This is a genomic window from Mucilaginibacter flavus (genome assembly GCF_030409315.1).
GTDB classification, from domain to species: domain Bacteria; phylum Bacteroidota; class Bacteroidia; order Sphingobacteriales; family Sphingobacteriaceae; genus Mucilaginibacter; species Mucilaginibacter flavus.
This window is the reverse complement of sequence record NZ_JAUFPS010000017.1, coordinates 34,441-52,578: the sequence shown is the minus strand read 5'-3', so window position 1 is coordinate 52,578 and position 18,138 is coordinate 34,441. Positions and strand designations below refer to the sequence as shown.

Annotated in this window: 7 protein-coding genes; 5 read left to right on the top strand and 2 right to left on the bottom strand. The window is 40.5% G+C overall.

Going from position 1 to position 18,138, the window contains the following annotated elements; translation table 11 throughout:
* Entirely contained in the window at positions 1-3,192 is a 3,192-nt protein-coding gene (locus QWZ17_RS05740) for a SusC/RagA family TonB-linked outer membrane protein (RefSeq protein ID WP_290304075.1), read from the bottom strand.
* 641 nt (positions 3,193-3,833) lie between these two features.
* Positions 3,834-8,000, bottom strand: coding sequence for a hybrid sensor histidine kinase/response regulator transcription factor (locus tag QWZ17_RS05735; RefSeq protein ID WP_290304073.1), 4,167 nt, complete (start codon positions 7,998-8,000; stop codon positions 3,834-3,836).
* A 414-nt stretch (positions 8,001-8,414) separates the two neighbouring features.
* On the opposite strand from QWZ17_RS05735, the gene QWZ17_RS05730 reads away from it, so the two are divergent.
* The 5 genes from QWZ17_RS05730 to QWZ17_RS05710 all read left to right on the top strand — a co-directional run bounded on the left by QWZ17_RS05730 (position 8,415) and on the right by QWZ17_RS05710 (position 17,349).
* The gene (locus QWZ17_RS05730; protein ID WP_290304072.1) at positions 8,415-9,302 is read left to right on the top strand and encodes a helix-turn-helix domain-containing protein; all 888 of its coding nucleotides are present in this window, start codon (positions 8,415-8,417) and stop codon (positions 9,300-9,302) included.
* Positions 9,303-9,748: 446 nt separating this feature from the next.
* The gene (locus tag QWZ17_RS05725) at positions 9,749-11,680 is read left to right on the top strand and encodes a glycoside hydrolase family 97 protein (RefSeq protein ID WP_290304071.1); all 1,932 of its coding nucleotides are present in this window, start codon (positions 9,749-9,751) and stop codon (positions 11,678-11,680) included.
* 73 nt (positions 11,681-11,753) lie between these two features.
* A complete protein-coding gene (locus tag QWZ17_RS05720) occupies positions 11,754-13,124 on the top strand; it encodes an alpha-L-fucosidase (RefSeq protein ID WP_290304070.1) in 1,371 nt (456 codons plus the stop codon).
* 811 nt (positions 13,125-13,935) lie between these two features.
* The gene (locus QWZ17_RS05715) at positions 13,936-15,546 is read left to right on the top strand and encodes a cellulase family glycosylhydrolase (protein WP_290304069.1); all 1,611 of its coding nucleotides are present in this window, start codon (positions 13,936-13,938) and stop codon (positions 15,544-15,546) included.
* 255 nt (positions 15,547-15,801) lie between these two features.
* Complete coding sequence (locus QWZ17_RS05710; protein WP_290304068.1) at positions 15,802-17,349, top strand: carboxylesterase/lipase family protein; 1,548 nt, start codon at positions 15,802-15,804, stop codon at positions 17,347-17,349.
* Positions 17,350-18,138: the final 789 nt, after the last annotated feature.

Sequence of the window (18,138 nt, the reverse complement as noted above, 5' to 3'; positions counted from 1 at the left end):
TTATTTCAGTGTTATGTTGGCACCAATTGTAAATACTCTTGGTTGCGGATAATAACCGCTGTCCCAACCTGCCTGAAGCGGGTCCCACGAACCAATTTCAGGGTCCATACCTTTATATTTTGTAATTATAAATGCATTGGATACGTTGGCGTATACCCTAACAGACTGCACAGCTATTTTTGATAAAAGACTTTCTGGCAACCGGTAACCTAAGGTGATATTTTTGCACCGCAGAAATGAACCATCCTGGATCATTAAACTATTAGGACGGTTATTACCGTTGGTATTGTCATTTCTCAATCCTACAATTGTTGTATTCGGGTTGGTAACATATACATTGTTAACATCGGATGAAGAACCGTTAGGATCTACCATGCCCAAACGTGCATAATTCAATACCGATGTAAAATAGGTAGTATGATTTTGCGGATCGGACTGTTGTATAGCCATTTGATTGAACACCTTGTTGCCATAGCTGCCACTGAAGAAAATATTCAGATCAAAATTTTTGTAGTTAAATGTATTATTGATACCATACTGGAATTTGGGGATCGGGGAGCCCAAAAAGGTTTGATCCTTTGAATCAATAATACCGTCGCCATTCAAATCCTTAAACATACGATCGCCGTACCAGATACCGCCACCCGCTGGAGAAACCGGATAAGGGTTACCATTTGGGTCAGCAGTCCGGGCATGGTTTTGAAAATCTTTTGGAGTTGCAAAAACCCCATCAAACACATAACCATAAAATTCGCCAATGGGCTGGCCCACCACCGTTTTTTCAATTACATCGTTAATTGTGTAAGATTTCTTGCTTAAGTTAGCCTCACTTCCCCCTGCACCTAAGTAGATTACTTTATTAATATTCCGCGATATGGTAAAAGCAGTTTTCCAAATGAAATTTTTAGAGTTGATATTGGTAGCGTTGATTTGTAAGTCAAACCCTTTGTTGCTTAGCGAGCCAACATTGGCATAAGGCGCTTGCATAGATCCCGGTCCATAACCCGCAACGGTACCTGTGTATCCCGGAAGCGGCACCTGTAATAAAAGGCCTTTTGTTTCGCGGTCGTAAACGTCTAATGAAAAGCCTAACCGTCCATTCCAAAACGATCCGTCAATCCCGGCACTGTAATAATCTGTTTTTTCCCATTTCACAGACGGATTTGCCAAATTGTTTTGAAACTGCGCTGTGCCTGATAAGCCATTTGCCACCGATGCAAGTTGGGTTACAAAGGTATTACCCGGTATGCCTTGATTGTTGGTAAGACCGTAACCGAGTCTCAACTTCAATTCATTTATACTTTTCACATCTTTTAAAAATGCCTCATTATTAATTTTCCAGGCAAACCCACCTGAATAAGTAGTAACACAACGATTATTGGTGGGAAAATTTGAAGAGCCATCGTTCCGTAAATTGCCGGTGAGCAGGTATTTATCAGCCCATGAAAAATTGATACGCCCGAAATAGGATTCCTGTGCCGAACCGCCGGTGGGGTTTGAATTTGAATTATCGCCGTAGTTTGTAGCTGTAGTAGCATCCCCTGCACTAAGCGCCTGTACGTTGTTTGAAGGAAAATTCTTACGTGCACCGCCAAGATTTTGAAAAGTGCTCTCCTGCGATTCATGCCCTGCTAAGGCGTCGATATGAAATTTATTGAAATTATGGTTATAAGTAAGAAAATTGCGGATGACTATATAAAAATTTTGACCGGCAGAAGAGGAACCGAAGTTAGGACTGGGAGTGTCTTTACCAAAACTATAAGTTGGTGAAAACCTGTCTTCCGTATTAAAATCGAAGTTACCGGATAATTCATTTCGCAGCGACAGATCTTTAGTAAACTGTATTTCAGCATACACATTGCCGAATATCTGATTCCTCCTTTTTAGGTCTTTGACAATGCTCGCCAATGCCACCGGGTTGGCAACTGGTTGTACCCACCCATTGGGGTTGGTAACACCACCAAAGGAACCATCACCGTTTGTTACCGGAACATCGGGAGTTATGCTTAGCGCGGTGCTGATTACATTACTGGCCGTTGAATTTACATTTTCATTAATATGCGCTAATTGAAGGCTGGTTCCTATTTTTAGCCAATCAGTGGTTTTGTTATCTAAATTCAGCCTCAAGGAGTATCTTTTAAAATCAGATCCAAGGGCAATCCCTTCCTGGTCAAAATACGAGGTTGATAGTAAATATTGGGTTCTGGCATCCCCACCGCTTACCGTAAATGTGTGATTCATCATCGGGGCTTTCCGGAATAATTCTTTTTGCCAGTCGGTGCCCGGGCCTAAATATTGCGGATTGGCAAATTCAGGCCTCGAATCGAAACCCCAGACAGCGGCCCGGGCGTTAATGAAAGTAGCAAATTGTGGCAAATTTACTGTAGGGAGCCGCTTGACTATTTCCTGGTAACCGGTATAAAAATCATAAGTTATCCGTGGTGGTCCGGCTTTGCCTCTTTTTGTGGTGATAACAACTACGCCATTGGTTGCCTGCGAACCATATATGGCTGTTGCCGAAGCATCTTTCAATACATCTATTGATTCAATTTCGGCAGGATTGATACTATTTAATGGATTAGAACCATTACCGGGGTCAGAAACAGGAGGGATAATAATACCATCTATTACGTACAGTGGCGAATTAGAGCCGCTTATTGACGATACCCCGCGTATTTGAATAGATACGCCGCCACCAGGCTGGCCCGATACCTGTTGAACAACAACTCCTGCAACCTTACCTTGCAGGGCCTGGTCAAAAGTAGTTGGTTGCGTTTGGCGCAAATCCATTCCCGATATTGAACTGATAGATCCTGTAACATCTTTTCTTCGTGCCTTAGCATAACCTATAACAACAACCTCGTTCAAATTACTGGATGTTGAATTAAGCTTTACGTTAATTGCGCCAGCCCGCTTAACTGCTATTTCCTGCGGTGCAAAACCTAAAAAGTTAAATACGAGTATTTTACCTGGCTCGGCCGCTATTGCATAGCTACCGTCAATACTGGATACAGTACCAAGGGCAGTCCCTTTAATTTTAATGCTTGCTCCTGGTATTGGAGCACCATCGTCAGAGCTTGTTATTTTACCGGTAATATTTACCGTTTGTGCATGGGCCGAAAAATAAAGAAACATGCCCGTAATAAATAATGAAATCTGGCATTTCACTCTTCTTTGTAAATTTTTATCCATCTTTTAAAAGGATTTTAAAGTTTAATAATTGGTTCATTGTTGGTTGGTTAGTACTTAATTGGTTCTTCTTTCATTCATAATTATTTTGCTTCCGGCGTTATTTCTCAATCGTATTTACCTGTTAGTATTGAAATTATTTCTCCCGAACAATAGCGGTTAATGGCACTACTAACATCAGATCAGGAAGCTAATTTGTGAGAAACCGCCGGCTATTGTTGCAAGAAGTCTATTGCAACCAGGTTATATATGTGGTATTAACATTGGCTTTGCAACTGTTTGGGCGGCTGCCCGACAGACGGATAATACAAGTACTTATAAGTACACGTTTTGGCATAATGCTTGGTTTAATCAGGTTACTATTAATTGGTTATGTGCCTGCACCATTACCGGATTGCAGGCTTGCGACAGCTATGTTGAATTTATGCCGCTTTGTATGAGTTAAAATTACAAGGGATGCCGCAATCGATTGTTTACAAATAGGGGTACAAATGTTAACTCAATACAAAGCACTGATTAACAGTTATTTAAATAACAAAATATAGATATTTTGGCTTATTAAGGGAAGTACAATAACTAAATTGGTTAACAAAATGGGCCTAAAAAGAGAAATTGTAAAAAAAGCATATCAGGTTGAATAGCTTTTAATTAGACGCCCCATGCTTTTTAGTAGTAGCATATGCAGATGGAAGACAATTGAACTCTGCCTTAAAGGAGCGCACAAAATATTTTTGGCTTTTAAAGCCAACCTTGTACGATATTTGGGATATGGTTAACTGCGAGTTTTCAAGCAATTGTGCAGCACGCTTTAAACGGATAGACCTGATGAGTTCCACAGGTGATTTACCAGTTAAAGCCAATGCCCTTTTATACAGCGTAACCCGGCTTACACATAATTCACCGCTCAACTCCTCTACCGAGAAATCGGCATTGTCAATGTTTTTTTCAATAACCTGTAATGCTTTTTTTATAAAGGCCTCATCAAACGATTCGCTCATGACTTCTGTTGGCTTAACGTCCAATTGCTTTTGATAGGTTCTGCGCATATCTTCCTGTATGGCCAGTATGTTTTTCAATTTGGAGAGCAGGATCTCGAAGTTAAAGGGCTTGGTCAAGTAGTCATTGGCACCGGTTTCGAGTCCTTGTAATTGTATATCTTCGCCCGTAACAGCGGTGAGTAACACAACGGGGATATGCGATGTTCGCTTATCGTTACGTATTTTCCGGCATAGGTCTATACCATTCATTTCGGGCATGCTGATATCGCTGACTACCATATTAGGATGCAGCGCGAGCGCTTTTTGCCATCCTTCTTTTCCATTGGCGGCTTCAATAATATTAAAGCTGTCATTTAAATTATCCTTCAAGTAAAACCTAAAATCTTCGTTGTCTTCAACCAGCAAAACTGTGAGTTTTTTAATGGTATTACCATTTACCGCCCATATCCCATCTGGGGTTTCGCTTACTGCCGCTGTGGCGGGTTGGTAAAGTTCTTTGAGGGTTACTTGTTCTTCCATTACAAGATCAATTGGTAATAATATTGTAAAACAGGTACCTCGTCCTTGTTCGCTCTCTACTGATATTTTGCCATTATGCAGCTTTACAAACTCTTTAGTTATCGACAAGCCTATACCGCTTCCCTGGTTAACCATAGAGCCAGGTACTTCGTTTTGAAAAAAGCGCTCAAAAATCTTATCTTGTTTATCAAACGGGATTCCAATTCCGGTATCAATTATCTTTATTTCCAGTAATGTTTTTTGAAATGCTTTTTCAATTGTTGCCAATAAAACACTTATGTGTCCATCCCCCGGAGTAAATTTAAATGCATTGGAAAGTAAATTAAAGATGATACGCTCTATTTTATCGTGATCAAAGTTGATTATCAGGCTTTGAATTTCAGAATCGAATACCAGTCTGATATGCTTTTTCTCGGCCACATCTGAAAAAGAGTAAACCATTTCTTTGATAAAACTTATAATATCCCCGTTTCGTGCATGCAACCGGAGTTCCTGCACTTCCATTTTTCTGAAATCAAGTAACTGATTTACCATATTTAGTAAACGTTTGGCATTACGGTTTATCATTTGTAGCTGGTACCTCTGGTCCTCCGCCTCAGTGTGCTTCAAAATTTTATCAACCGGAGCCATAATCAATGATATAGGAGTTCTGAATTCATGGCTCACGTTGGTAAAAAACTTAATTTTCATCATATCAAGGTCATGCATACGCCTGGCCTCCTGACGCTCGTGCTCAATTAATAATTGAGCCTCCTGCTTTTCCTTTTCAACAGCAAACTGTCTTCTTATTTTTTGAATTCCCCGCCGGCGCATAAAAAAAAGAGCTGCTGATAAAAGCAACACATATATAAAATAAGCTATTGTTGACTTCCAGAACGGAGGCAACACTTTAATTTTTAAGGATGTATAATCTGGGGTCCATTGTCCCTCCTGGCTAATTGCCCGCACCTTAAAAATATAATCGCCGCCATCAAGGTTGGTGTATGAAGCTTTTCGCGTAGCGTTATCCGCATCGAGCCAATCCTTATCAAAACCCTCCATCATATATTGATGTTTTACTTTATTGGGGTTAAAAAAATTGAGCGCGGCAAATTCAATTGTAAACGCGTTTTCGCTATGTGTAAGTGTTAGTTCACGAGTTGCTGAAATGGCTTTGGACAATATTACATGTCCGTTAATTTCTTCATTAGCCTTTATGCTTTTGTTAAACAGCATAAAATCGGTAAAAACCAATTTGGGCTTATATATATTGGCATGTATGGTTGCAGGGGCAAAAATGTTAAAACCATGTCCACCTCCAAATATCAATTCGTCCTTGCTGGTTTTAAGTGCAGCGCGCGTGTTAAACTCCCGGCCCTGCAGGCCATCTGTTTCGTCAAAGTTTTCAAATTTGACAGTATAAGGCGCTTTTTTGTTGGTAAAACTTATTCTGCTCAATCCGTTTGCTGTACTTAACCATATTGTTCCCTGGCTATCCTCCAGTATATCCATTATGATCTTGGCTGGCAATCCGTTTTGCGCTGTTAACGATCTGATAAATCCTGTTTGAGGGTTAACTATGCTTACACCTTCAACCGTTGCTACCCAGATGAGACCGCGGCTATCCTGTGTAATACAATTTATGCTGTTACTAATCAATCTGTTTGTGCCCTTTCCATCGGCGCTGTAATGAACAACCCGGGCTTTGTTTTTCAAGATTACATCAACGCCAAAATATCCGCCTACCCAAATATTACCCATCCTATCCTCAAAAAGCGTGGATATATAAGGCGATCTGATATCCGTTTGCTTAAAAGGCGGAGAAAATATTTTTTTGTCCCTGTCAAATATTTGAAGCCCCGCGGCAAATGTTCCTATCCATAACCTGTTCGAAGAATCTTCAAGTATACTCCATACACGGTTGTCGGCAATACTGCCGGCTACCTTATCATCATGTTTAAAATGAATAAATTTTTTCCCGTCAAAGCAATCAAGCCCGCCAAAGTAGGTTCCTATCCATAATTGCTGTTCATGATCTATACATAAACTAACAATGATATCATTGCTAAGACTATTTGAATTTCGCGGATCGTACTTATACTGTTTAAAACTACCCGTTTTACGGTTAAAGTAAATTAGCCCTCCTCCGTTTGTGCCAATCCAAAGGTTACCGCTTTTATCTTCAACAAACTTGTTAACATCTTCAAAACTTAAGCTTTTAGAGTCTGAAGCGAAGTGCCTGTAAAGCGGAAATCGGATAATATTTTTATGATAATAGCTCACCCCTTCTTTAAAGGTGCCGGCCCACATAATTCCCGAATCATCTTTATAAAGAGTCACGCTGTTTTGACTTAGCGACTTAGCATCGTCCTCACGGTTCAGTAAGTAGGTTACGGTGAATTTTTTTTTATCTAACAGGTTTATACCGCCATGGTCGGTGGCTATCCATATCAGGCCATCATCGGCCTGGATAATATTGCCAATAATATTCGACTTTAATTTTGCCCCTGCCGATTCATCTGTAATGTGCCTGAATACTCCTGAAGAAGGACTGTAATAATATGCACCTGAATTGAAATTAGGAGAATATAACCACAAATCATTGTCCCCATCTACAGTAATTGAGTAATTCCCCCCGTTGTTACTGGTTGTTTTACTAAACACATCGGTGTGGTAAGTAACTTTGTTTTGTTTAATATCAAACCTCTCAACCACACCGTCGCGGTATGCTAACCATATATTGCCGGTGGCATCCCGTGTCATATCTGCAATATAATTTGAATATAATGAAGCACCGGAACTGTGGTGATAATACCTCCTGGTTGTTTTGTTTAATTCATTATACCTGTAAAGACCAGAATCGGGGCATATAAACCAAAACTCACCCTGGCCAGTGCTAATTATTTTAGAGACATAAGGATACCCGGGAAGTTTTAAGGAACCGGCCATTCCCGATACGTCGCTATCAAATTGCTCTGTTTCAGGATCATAAAAACAATAACCTCTCCGTGTTGATACCCATAATTTTTTGCCGGGTCCCTCAAAAATACCGGTTATAAAATCGTCGTTAAGGGATTTTTTATTATCGGCGTCATGTTTGAATATTTTAAACGTATAGCCATCATAACGATTAAGGCCCGATGCAGTACCGAACCACATGAAACCTTCAGAATCTTTAAAAACAGAATTAACCTGATTGTGAGAAAGCCCATTGCTTCTGCTTAGCTGTGAAAACTGGTATTTGCCGTTTTGCGCATAAACACTAAAAACCGTAAACAAAATGATAAGAACGCTTAAGGATATTTTATATCTCATAGCTTTAGAGGATCGGCGGTTTTATAAAATCAATCAATAATATAGGCTATCTGCGGTTCACAAAGGAATTTCAAATTTGGTTTCTGTAAATATCGAATTTGAATATATCAATCCAAAACATCGTCAATCAATCTTTGACCAAAACTATTGCTTCTATTTACTGTTTTATCTGGCAACATCTTTTAAATGCCTTTCATCAGGCAATTTATGCTACGGCCAACGCGTGCTGTAAGAGTTAAGTAATGCTGCTTTTAAAGATGTTATATTCTTATATTGGTTAATTCAAACGTACGGCAATCCGTTTCCTATAACTTGGCTGAAATAGACTTTTTTTTGTAAAAAACCGACTTTATCTTATTTAAAAAGCAAGTATCCACTTATAATATTCCGGCAAATTGCATATTTGTAACTGTAATGATCAAAAGAAACTTACAACATACCTTTTCGCTCCTAAATGTTGACTATGTAAGGCTTAACTCCAAATGGAATTACAGGAATGTTATCAGTCCTTATTATCGTATTTATTATATTGATGATGGCGAAGGTGAAATATCAGATGCTGGCAGTTCACTAAAGCTTGAACCAGGTTATTTGTATATCATTCCGAGCTTTACCTTATGTAATCTGAGCTGCAACAATTTCCTGGGGCAGTATTTTGTGCAATTTTTTGAGGATTCTGTTGATGGAAATTCTTTATTCGCCAATAACAGAACTATATTGAAAGCAAAATCTTCTGAAATGGATCTCAGCCTTTTTACCAGGTTGCTTCAAATTAACCCCGGAAGAGGGATTAACAGGTCTGACAATCCGAAAGTGTATGAAAAAGACATTTTTTACAAGGAATACCAGGAACTTAACAATCAACAAAACACTTCAATATACCTGGAAACCCAGGGTATCCTGATGATGCTAACTGCCAAGTTCCTTAATCCCAAACTATTCAAACATCCGGAGCATAAACTCATACCTGTAAAAATTGCAGAAACATTAAATTATATCCTTGTTAATTTACACATCGATCTTTCGGTGCATCAGCTCGCCTCCCGCGTTAATCAAAATGTAGACTACTTTTCCAGGCAGTTTAAACAATATACGGGAAGTAGGCCGTTAAATTATATTAACGAAAAACGTGTTGAGCGGGCACAATATCTGATGGCAACAACCAGAATGTCTCATTCCGAAATTTGCACTCAAACAGGATTTGATAATCTATCCTATTTTTCCAAAACCTTCAAAAAGCTAACCGGGGTATCACCAAGTGTATACAAAAAACAAATATTCAGGGTTGGCTTTAATCATTAATCTACCAGTAACCCAATATAATCACAATCAGTAACCGCTCAAAAAAGCTGATTATTTGAAATAATACGCCAATTATACCACAGAAGCTGCTTATTGTTTTGTCAACATTCTCTTTTGTAATTTATTTAGTCAAGGCTTACTTTAACAATTCGCATTGCTCAATATGCTAATGTCGGTTTTGTTTAAAAGAAAGTCTGATTGACGCAATTCTGCAAGGACTGCCTTTACCTAATTTTGTTTTCACCAAATAGCTTTATTGGATACAGCCCGTACCGGTAAATTACTATCGAACCTTTTATAAGCCAATGAATAATTTACCCTATTCTAAATAGAATCAAACCGTTATAAAATTTCAGAATCCCCCTTCCGGCCTGCAATCGGTGAAAAATGGGTGATAATGGATAAAATATTTCAACTGCAGAATTAAACCTTTATAAAAATTTAAAATGAAAAGCGTTTTTCTTATTCTGAGCTTTTTTTTAAGCTCCGTTGGTTATGCCCAACAAATTTTATCCCCTAATAAAAAAATCAAGTTAGTTGTGGAAATGCGGCCCGCAGAAGAAAAAGGATTAAGCCAAGCCTATTTTAAAGTACTTTATAAAAGCAAGGAGGCTTATATTGAAGTGCTGCCGGCTTCGCCCCTGGGCATTGTAAGGGAGGATCAGCAATTCACATCAAATCTTAAACTCATTGGTGAAAGCAAACCTGTATTGGTTCATGACAAATACGAAATGCTGACAGGAAAGCGCAAGCTTTGCGAAAACTTTGGCACCGAAAAAACATTTAATTATCAAAACAACTCAAAACAACCCTTGAATATCACTTTCAGGGTTTATAACGACGGGGTTGCTTTCAGGTACACTTTTCCAAATCACTCAGACTCCAGTTTATCTATTAAAGATGAAGCGACAGCCTATGTTATCCCCGAGGGTACAGCGAGATGGATGCAGCCATTTGATCAATCTTATGAAAATTTTTATCCGCTTAGTACCGGTGGGGCTGATGAGAAAAACAGCGGCGAATGGGGATATCCGGCCTTGTATAAGGCTAATAACCAGTCATTATGGGTACTCATTTCTGAGGCGGGTATAACCAGGCAAAATTGCGCGGCAAGGCTTAATAATAAACAAAATACAAACGTGTATAAAGTGAGTTATCCTGTGGCAAAAAAAGACATGCACGGCGGAGCAGTTTCCGGTTTGCCGTGGAAATCGCAATGGCATGTGATGATAGTAGGAAAACTGGCCGATTTGGTAGAAAGCACACTGATTACCGATGTGAGCGAACCTACTGCCTTTAAAGACACCAAATGGATTGAACCCGGAAGTGCGGCCTGGGTGTATTGGGCATACAACCACGGGTCAAAGGATTATCAAAGGGTGATTGAATACATTGACCTTGCAGTAAAAATGAAATGGCCATATGTACTTATTGACTGGGAATGGGATACCATGGCAAACGGAGGAACTTTAAAAGACGCGTTGAACTATGCCAGGAGTAAAGGCATCAAAACACTTTTATGGTATAACTCCGGTACCGAGTGGCTTGGCGCAACACCTGCTGACAGGCTGTTAACGCACGAAAAAAGAGAAAAGGAATTTTCATGGCTGACAGAAATTGGAGTATCAGGTATTAAAGTCGACTTTTTTGCGGGTGATCAGCAAGCTATGATGCAATATTATATTGATATTTTGGAGGATGCGGCAAAACACAACCTGCTGGTAAATTTTCACGGAGCTACCATACCCCGGGGGTGGGCGCGCACTTATCCCAATTTGATGAGTACCGAAGCGGTATATGGTGCAGAATGGTATAACAATAACGGCGTTTTAACAGATAAAGCTGCCGCGCATAATACCACTCTTCCATTTACCAGGAATATAGTAGGCTCTATGGATTACACACCGGTAACTTTTTCCAATTCGCAACATGAACATAAAACTTCTTTTGCTCATGAATTGGCTTTGGCCGTGGTATTTGAATCTGGAGTCCAGCATTTTGCAGACAAGCCTTCTGCCTATTATGCCCTACCTGATGAACCCCGGGAATTTCTAAAGAACTTTCCTACAACCTGGGATGAAACAAAGCTGATAAATGGTTACCCGGGCGAAACGGTTGTTATAGCGCGAAGAAAAGGTAAACTTTGGTATGTTGCCGGGCTTAACGGAAAAGATACCGCGCAAACGCTCAATATTACGTTTAACTTTTTAGGCAACTCAGACTATTCTTTCCAGATATTCAAGGACGGTATAGACACTAAATCTATAACAAGCGAAACCAGTAGTATCAAAAAATCGGGTACGATGCAAATTAAATGCCTGCCCAGGGGTGGTTTCACAGGAGTAATTAGTGCAAATAGCTCAAACAGGCTTAAGTAAAAAATATTTTGAAACTCAGACAACTTTTTAAGTATCTGGCAGCTTCAATTTCGGCTATAAAATCCTAAATTATATGTTCAAACAAAAAATAAAAATTACAGTAACCGGGCTCTTATTGGTTTTTATGAGCCATTCTTTTTCCGCAAAAAGCCAGCAGATGGGCGATGCAGAAAAAAAATCAATGGAAAAAGGATCAATTTACCCTGCATTAAAAGGTGCTGGGCAAGGTGTATCTGGTCCGGGTTCTAATCTTCCGCCCGAAAAGATGCAAGCCTGGGAAGATCAAAAATTTGGAATGTTTATACATTGGGGACTATATGCAATCCCGGCTTCGGGCGAATGGACCATGTTTAACCAAAAAATACCTGCTGAAGAGTATGCCAAACTCGCTGATCAGTTTAATCCGAAACATTTCAGCGCAACGGAATGGGCCAGGGTAGCTAAAGAAGCCGGAATGAAATATATGGTAATGGTTACCAGGCACCATGATGGTTTTGCCCTTTGGAACAGCCCCTCAAGTTATAAGCACTTTGATAGCTGGGAAACTGCAGCTCATCGCGATTTTGTAAAAGAATACACCGATGCATGCCGTAAGGCAGGTCTCTCTGTAGGCCTTTATTACTCTCCGCTGGATTGGCGCTTTCCAGGATATTTCGACCCCAGGGGACTTCCTGATAATGCCGCGCTGCTCAAAAAACAAACTTATGGGCAGGTAGAAGAGCTAATGAAAAATTATGGCAAAATAGATATTTTGTGGTACGATGGGGGCTGGTTAGCGCATAAGGGCAGTGACGCCGACGCCGCTTGGTTTTGGGAACCGTTAAAACTTAACGCGATGGTACGCCGCTACAATCCGGATGTGGTCATTAACCCAAGATCAGGAATGGTTGGAGATTTCCAGACCGATGAAGGCGGTGCGGACGTTAAGGGGCCTATTATCCCCTTCCCCTGGGAAAAATGCTTGAACCTTAATGCAACAAGCTGGGGATATAACAAAACTCAGAATTTGATGCCCTTGAAACAGATTATAGAGATGCTTGTTAATACCGTTGACCGCGGCGGAAATATGTTATTAAATGTTGGGCCAGACCCGGATGGCGTAATCCCTCCCACTCATGTAGAACGACTGAAAGAAGTGGGGAACTGGTTAGCGCAAAATGGCGAAAGTATATATCAAACGCGTCCAGGTCCTTTTCAACCGGTTGATAATTTTTACGGCACCACCTACCGGGGTAACAATATATATATCCATTTGCTTAAAATTCCGACAGGAGATTCGGTTGTTAAATTACCACCAATCAAACAAATCATTACAGCATGTAAGGTACTAAATGGTAAAAAAATTAAATTCCATCAAGATATGGCGGGTATCAAACTTGACCTGGCTACAGTACCAGCAGATTCGCTGGTAACTACACTGGTATTAAAAACAAAAGGCAAATAAAACTTCAAATATTATATAAGCAACTTCATAATGTTACCATCCTGATCGCTGCCCTTTAATCTGTAAATAGGTAGAATAATCAGAACTCAAAATGAAATAAAATACCCGGACCAACCGAGGCGATCAGAGCAACTGCACTTATCGGAACCCAACATCGTTTTTTTATTATGGTGTTAAGATGGTTAACACCTAATTACCTATACCTTTTTATCAATCTTCTATCCAATAAAACGTTACTTATTCAAAAAAACGTTGTAAACCCTATATTTTTTCTTCGGCTTTAACATTTCGCACCCTATTTTCAAACTTCTGTATCCCATCACTCATTCATTTCTTCTATAGTTTTACTAACTAATTAGTAAACCGAGCCCCAATTAAAAATTTTGCAGATAAAACACTGCCGCTATTGCAACAGCTATATGTTGTTGTTTTTGAAATGCGCCTTTTTACTAATTATCCCGACTTGCGAAAATAAAATTTAACCAATTAAACCGGTTCAGGCCTGTTATACATATCGAAAAAGTGGTATTAATGTTACATCCTGCCATTATGCAGAATGGCAACTGCATTACTATTAATCGTTTTAATAATCACCTGTCCTTAAAATACTTATACACAATAGATTACTGACAACAGCATCTATGTAAACTTTAATGACAGGATAATTCAGAAGCAATTAACCAATTATTCAATACACACCTATCGTTAACTTAACCAATTTTTTATGAAGAGAAACTTAAATTATTACTTATGCATCTTTACAATCTTAGCATTAACAAGCTGCAAAAAACAGGCGACTATTACTCCCACCGTGAAACCGGTTATTGCGAGCACGGCTAAAAAACTAACAAGCATCTCGTACCCCAGTTACAACACATCGCCACTCTCGCCAGACCAAACGGGAGTAACCAGTACAGCGACTCAGCTTGCTGCAAAATTCCAATTAGGGTGGAACATTGGGAACACACTGGAGGCAACCGGCAGCGAAACAGCCTGGGGAAATCCTGCCGTGACCCAGGCACTTATCGACGGGGTAAAAAAAGCAGGGTTCACCGCGGTTCGTATCCCTTGCAATTGGAATCAGTATTCTGACCAGAACACAGCGCAAATTCAGCAATCATGGCTCAACCGGGTGCAGCAGGTTGTTCAATACTGCGTTAATGACGGTTTGTATGTAATATTAAATATACATTGGGACGGTGGATGGCTGGAGAATAATTGCACAACCGCCGCGCAGGCTGCTGTAAACGCCAAGCAAAAGGCCTTTTGGGAACAAATAGCTACTCAAATGCGTGGTTTTGACGAACATGTGATTTTTGCCAGCGCAAATGAGCCTGCTGTATCAGATGCTACAGGTATGGGGGTTTTGCTTTCTTACCATCAAACGTTTGTCAACGCAGTCAGATCAACTGGAGGGCGCAATAGCTACAGAGTACTGCTTATACAGGGGCCCTCTACAAGTATCGACTATACAAACAATTTAATGAATACCCTTCCTACAGACGCGGCCGCCAATCGTCTGATGGTTGAAGTTCATTATTACACTCCTTTTAACTTTGCTGGCTTAACTGCCGATGCAAGCTGGGGCAATATGTTTTATTATTGGGGTAATGGATATCATTCTGCAACCGATGCGTCGCGAAACCCTACCTGGGGCGAAGAGTCAGATGCTGTTGCAGAGTTTCCGCTAATGAAGGCAAAATTTATAGACAAGGGTATTCCGGTTATATTAGGAGAGTTTGGAGCAATCCGCCGGTTAACAACACTTTCGGGCGATCCATTAACTTTGCATCTTGCAGGCAGGGCATATTATCTTAATTACGTCACACACCAGGCATTGCAATTCGGCTTGCATCCATTTTATTTTGATGATGGGTCGACCGGAAATAATGCATTCAGGATTATTAACAGGCAGACTAACGGCGTAGCCGATCAACAAGGTTTAGCCGCGGTGATTCAAGGAACGCAAAATGGTACATCCTCATCGATTCAAATAGGGCAAATTTATCAGATTTATAACAGATACAGTTTTAAGGCTTTGGAATTTGCCGGCTGGGGTACCGCTAATCAGACATCGGCTGATCAATGGGATTATCTGGCAGGAGCCAATCAACAGTTTAAAGTGGAAGATGCGGGAGGGGGCTACTATAGATTAACCCCAATGCACGCTACCGGGAAGTGTTTGGAAATGTATGGTTTTAATACGGGAAACGGCGGCCAGGCAGATTTATGGGATTACAACGGCGGTTCAAATCAAAAATGGTCAATTCAAATAACCGACAACGGATATTATAAGATCGTCAACGCAAATAGCGGAAAGGTTTTGGATATTGTAGGGGCTACGCTTAATAACGGCGGTGCGGTTGATCAATGGACTTACTCCGGAGGCCGTAATCAGCAATGGGCTTTCGTTAAAATATAGATTAATTAAAATTACTAATTTTTTCAAAATCTCTGATGCCTTGGATACAAATGAGGCATTAGAGATTTTTTAGTTGAACCCCGATGATCACTTACCTTAATTAAACCAATTGAAAGGATATGCGCTTAACCGACTTAGGAGTGTAATCGTTCAAACTCAATTTTACATATAAGAACACAGTAGTTATGCTTTTGGTAATAGAAGCTTACACTGAATCAAAGATTTATGGTAGTTTTAAGAGCGTAATAATATTTTATGAGACATTTGATTTTTATGTTTGTTTTAGTACTTCTTGGCGAATTTGCTAAAGCACAACCCGCTCCCGTTAAGGTTAATGAGGGATTATTACAAGGAACTTTTGAAAACGGTATTACAATTTATAAAGGTGTTCCGTTTGCAGCCCCCCCAATTGGCGAATTGCGCTGGCGCGCCCCGCAGCCCACTGCAAAATGGAATGGCGTACGTGAGGCCAATAAATTTGCGCCAGAACCAATACAGGGAGGTAACTCTGTTGCAGGAAAAAGTGAAGATTGCCTGTATCTGAACGTTTGGTCGCCGGCCAAATCATCGGACGACAAAATTCCGGTATTGGTATGGATCTACGGCGGCGCTTTCAATTTTGGTGGTACTGCCGAGCCCAGTTATAATGGCGAAAAGCTGGCAAAAAAGGGTGTAGTGCTGGTAAGCATTGCATACCGGGTGGGTCAGCTTGGATTTTTAGCAACCCCCGAATTAAGCGCCGAAAACCCGAACCATGTTTCTGGAAACTATGGCCTGCTGGATATGATAGCAGCACTTAAATGGATTAAAGAAAATATAGGCGCCTTTGGGGGCGATCCAAATAAGGTAACTATTTTCGGCGAGTCTGCAGGAGGTATAGCGGTTAGTATGTTATGTGCAAGCCCCCTGGCAAAAGGCCTGTTCGAGGGGGCTATCTCCGAAAGTGGCGGGTCATTTGGCCCCACACGTACCTTAACCTTTCCGGGCGAAAACATGAAAACCCTTCATGATGCAGAAGCTGCCGGCGAAGCCTATGTTAAAGATGCGGGGCTATCTTCAATTGCCAGTTTGCGAAAGGTGAATGCTGATAAACTTCCGGCTGTTCGCGGCCTTGCATGGCCTATTGTTGATGGCTGGGTGATACCTGATGACCAGTATAAACTATATGAAGCCGGAAAATATAATGAAACACCTATACTGGTAGGTTACAACTCCGATGAAGGAGCCAGCTTTTCGCCACCTAAAACCCCGGAGGATTATATTGTGGCTGTAAAAAAACGCTACGGCAAGTTTGCCGATGAGCTTATTAAGGCTTATCCGCCCGGCGCAGGTACGGTTGCAAAAAGTGCCCGTGATTTAACCCGCGACGCGGCATTTGGCTGGCATACATGGAGCTGGGCAACGTTACAGGCAAATAAAGGCAAATCGAAGGTTTTTTATTATTATTTTGATCAGCATCCGGAATATCCTGCAGGCTCACCTCAAGCGGGTTATGGATCGCCTCATGCACAGGAGGTTTCTTATGTATTCGGCACACTTGATGCCTCAAGTCTACAAACAAGTAAAACGGATCTTGATATTTCGGATGCGATGAGCACTTATTGGACAAATTTTGCGAAATATGGCGACCCCAATGGTTCTGGAGTGCCTAAATGGCCGGCGTTCAACGCTGCTCACCCCGTGGTGATGTACTTTTCCCAAACGGCACATATAGGTCAGGTTCCGAGTGATGCATCACTAAAGGTGTTGAATGCTTATTTCAAATGGAGACTTTCGCCCAATGGAAAAATTGACATTGAATAAGAACGTTCCATAACAAATTTCGTGAGAGTCCGGCGCTTCGTCTGGCAAATCGATACGCTTTATGTTAACGTATTTACTTTAAGTTATCCTCCTCTTCAGGAATATATATAGCAACTACCGATGCGTATCTCGCGCGCGATTTCTGTAATCACGTTCATTTGAATATCCCCCTATGTTTTTAAAAGCATCGGGACAATCCCCACGGATGTTCCTTGCTTCACCTCCGCTTCCCTGTATACTCCCAGGGCATAACACCAGTGTTTTTTGTACGTATGTTTCCGACATTTTATAAATGTCGGAAACATACGTCTTATTTATAAACAGGTTGCAACATATTACTCCGACGCTATTTTTCAATATTCTTCACAATCGGCGTAAAAGCAAAACAATATTGGAGCACTTCTACAACAAAGTTGCCTCAACATGATGATACCTGTGCGTATTATAACTTTTGTTGCCTTTAAAACAGCTGATTTTTTCGATCAAAAAAAACAGGCCTGAATCAAAAAATGATTCATGGTTTAGCGCCTGCAGTGCAGCTTTTTGGCTGAAAATGCGGCATAAATTGACAAATGTTGTGTTATTATGGTAAAAAATTGGTTACATCCATCTGCCTCAAAAGTAATTTTACTGTTGCAAAGCTGCCATAATTATGATCAGATAGCTGTTGCATTATAAACCAATAAAGCCGACCGGCGAGTTTTATCAAAATTCAGATTTAAGTTTTAAAACTTGGTCGACCTGTTTACTATAGTTTACTTGTATCCAGGAAAAGCACAAACTGGTCTG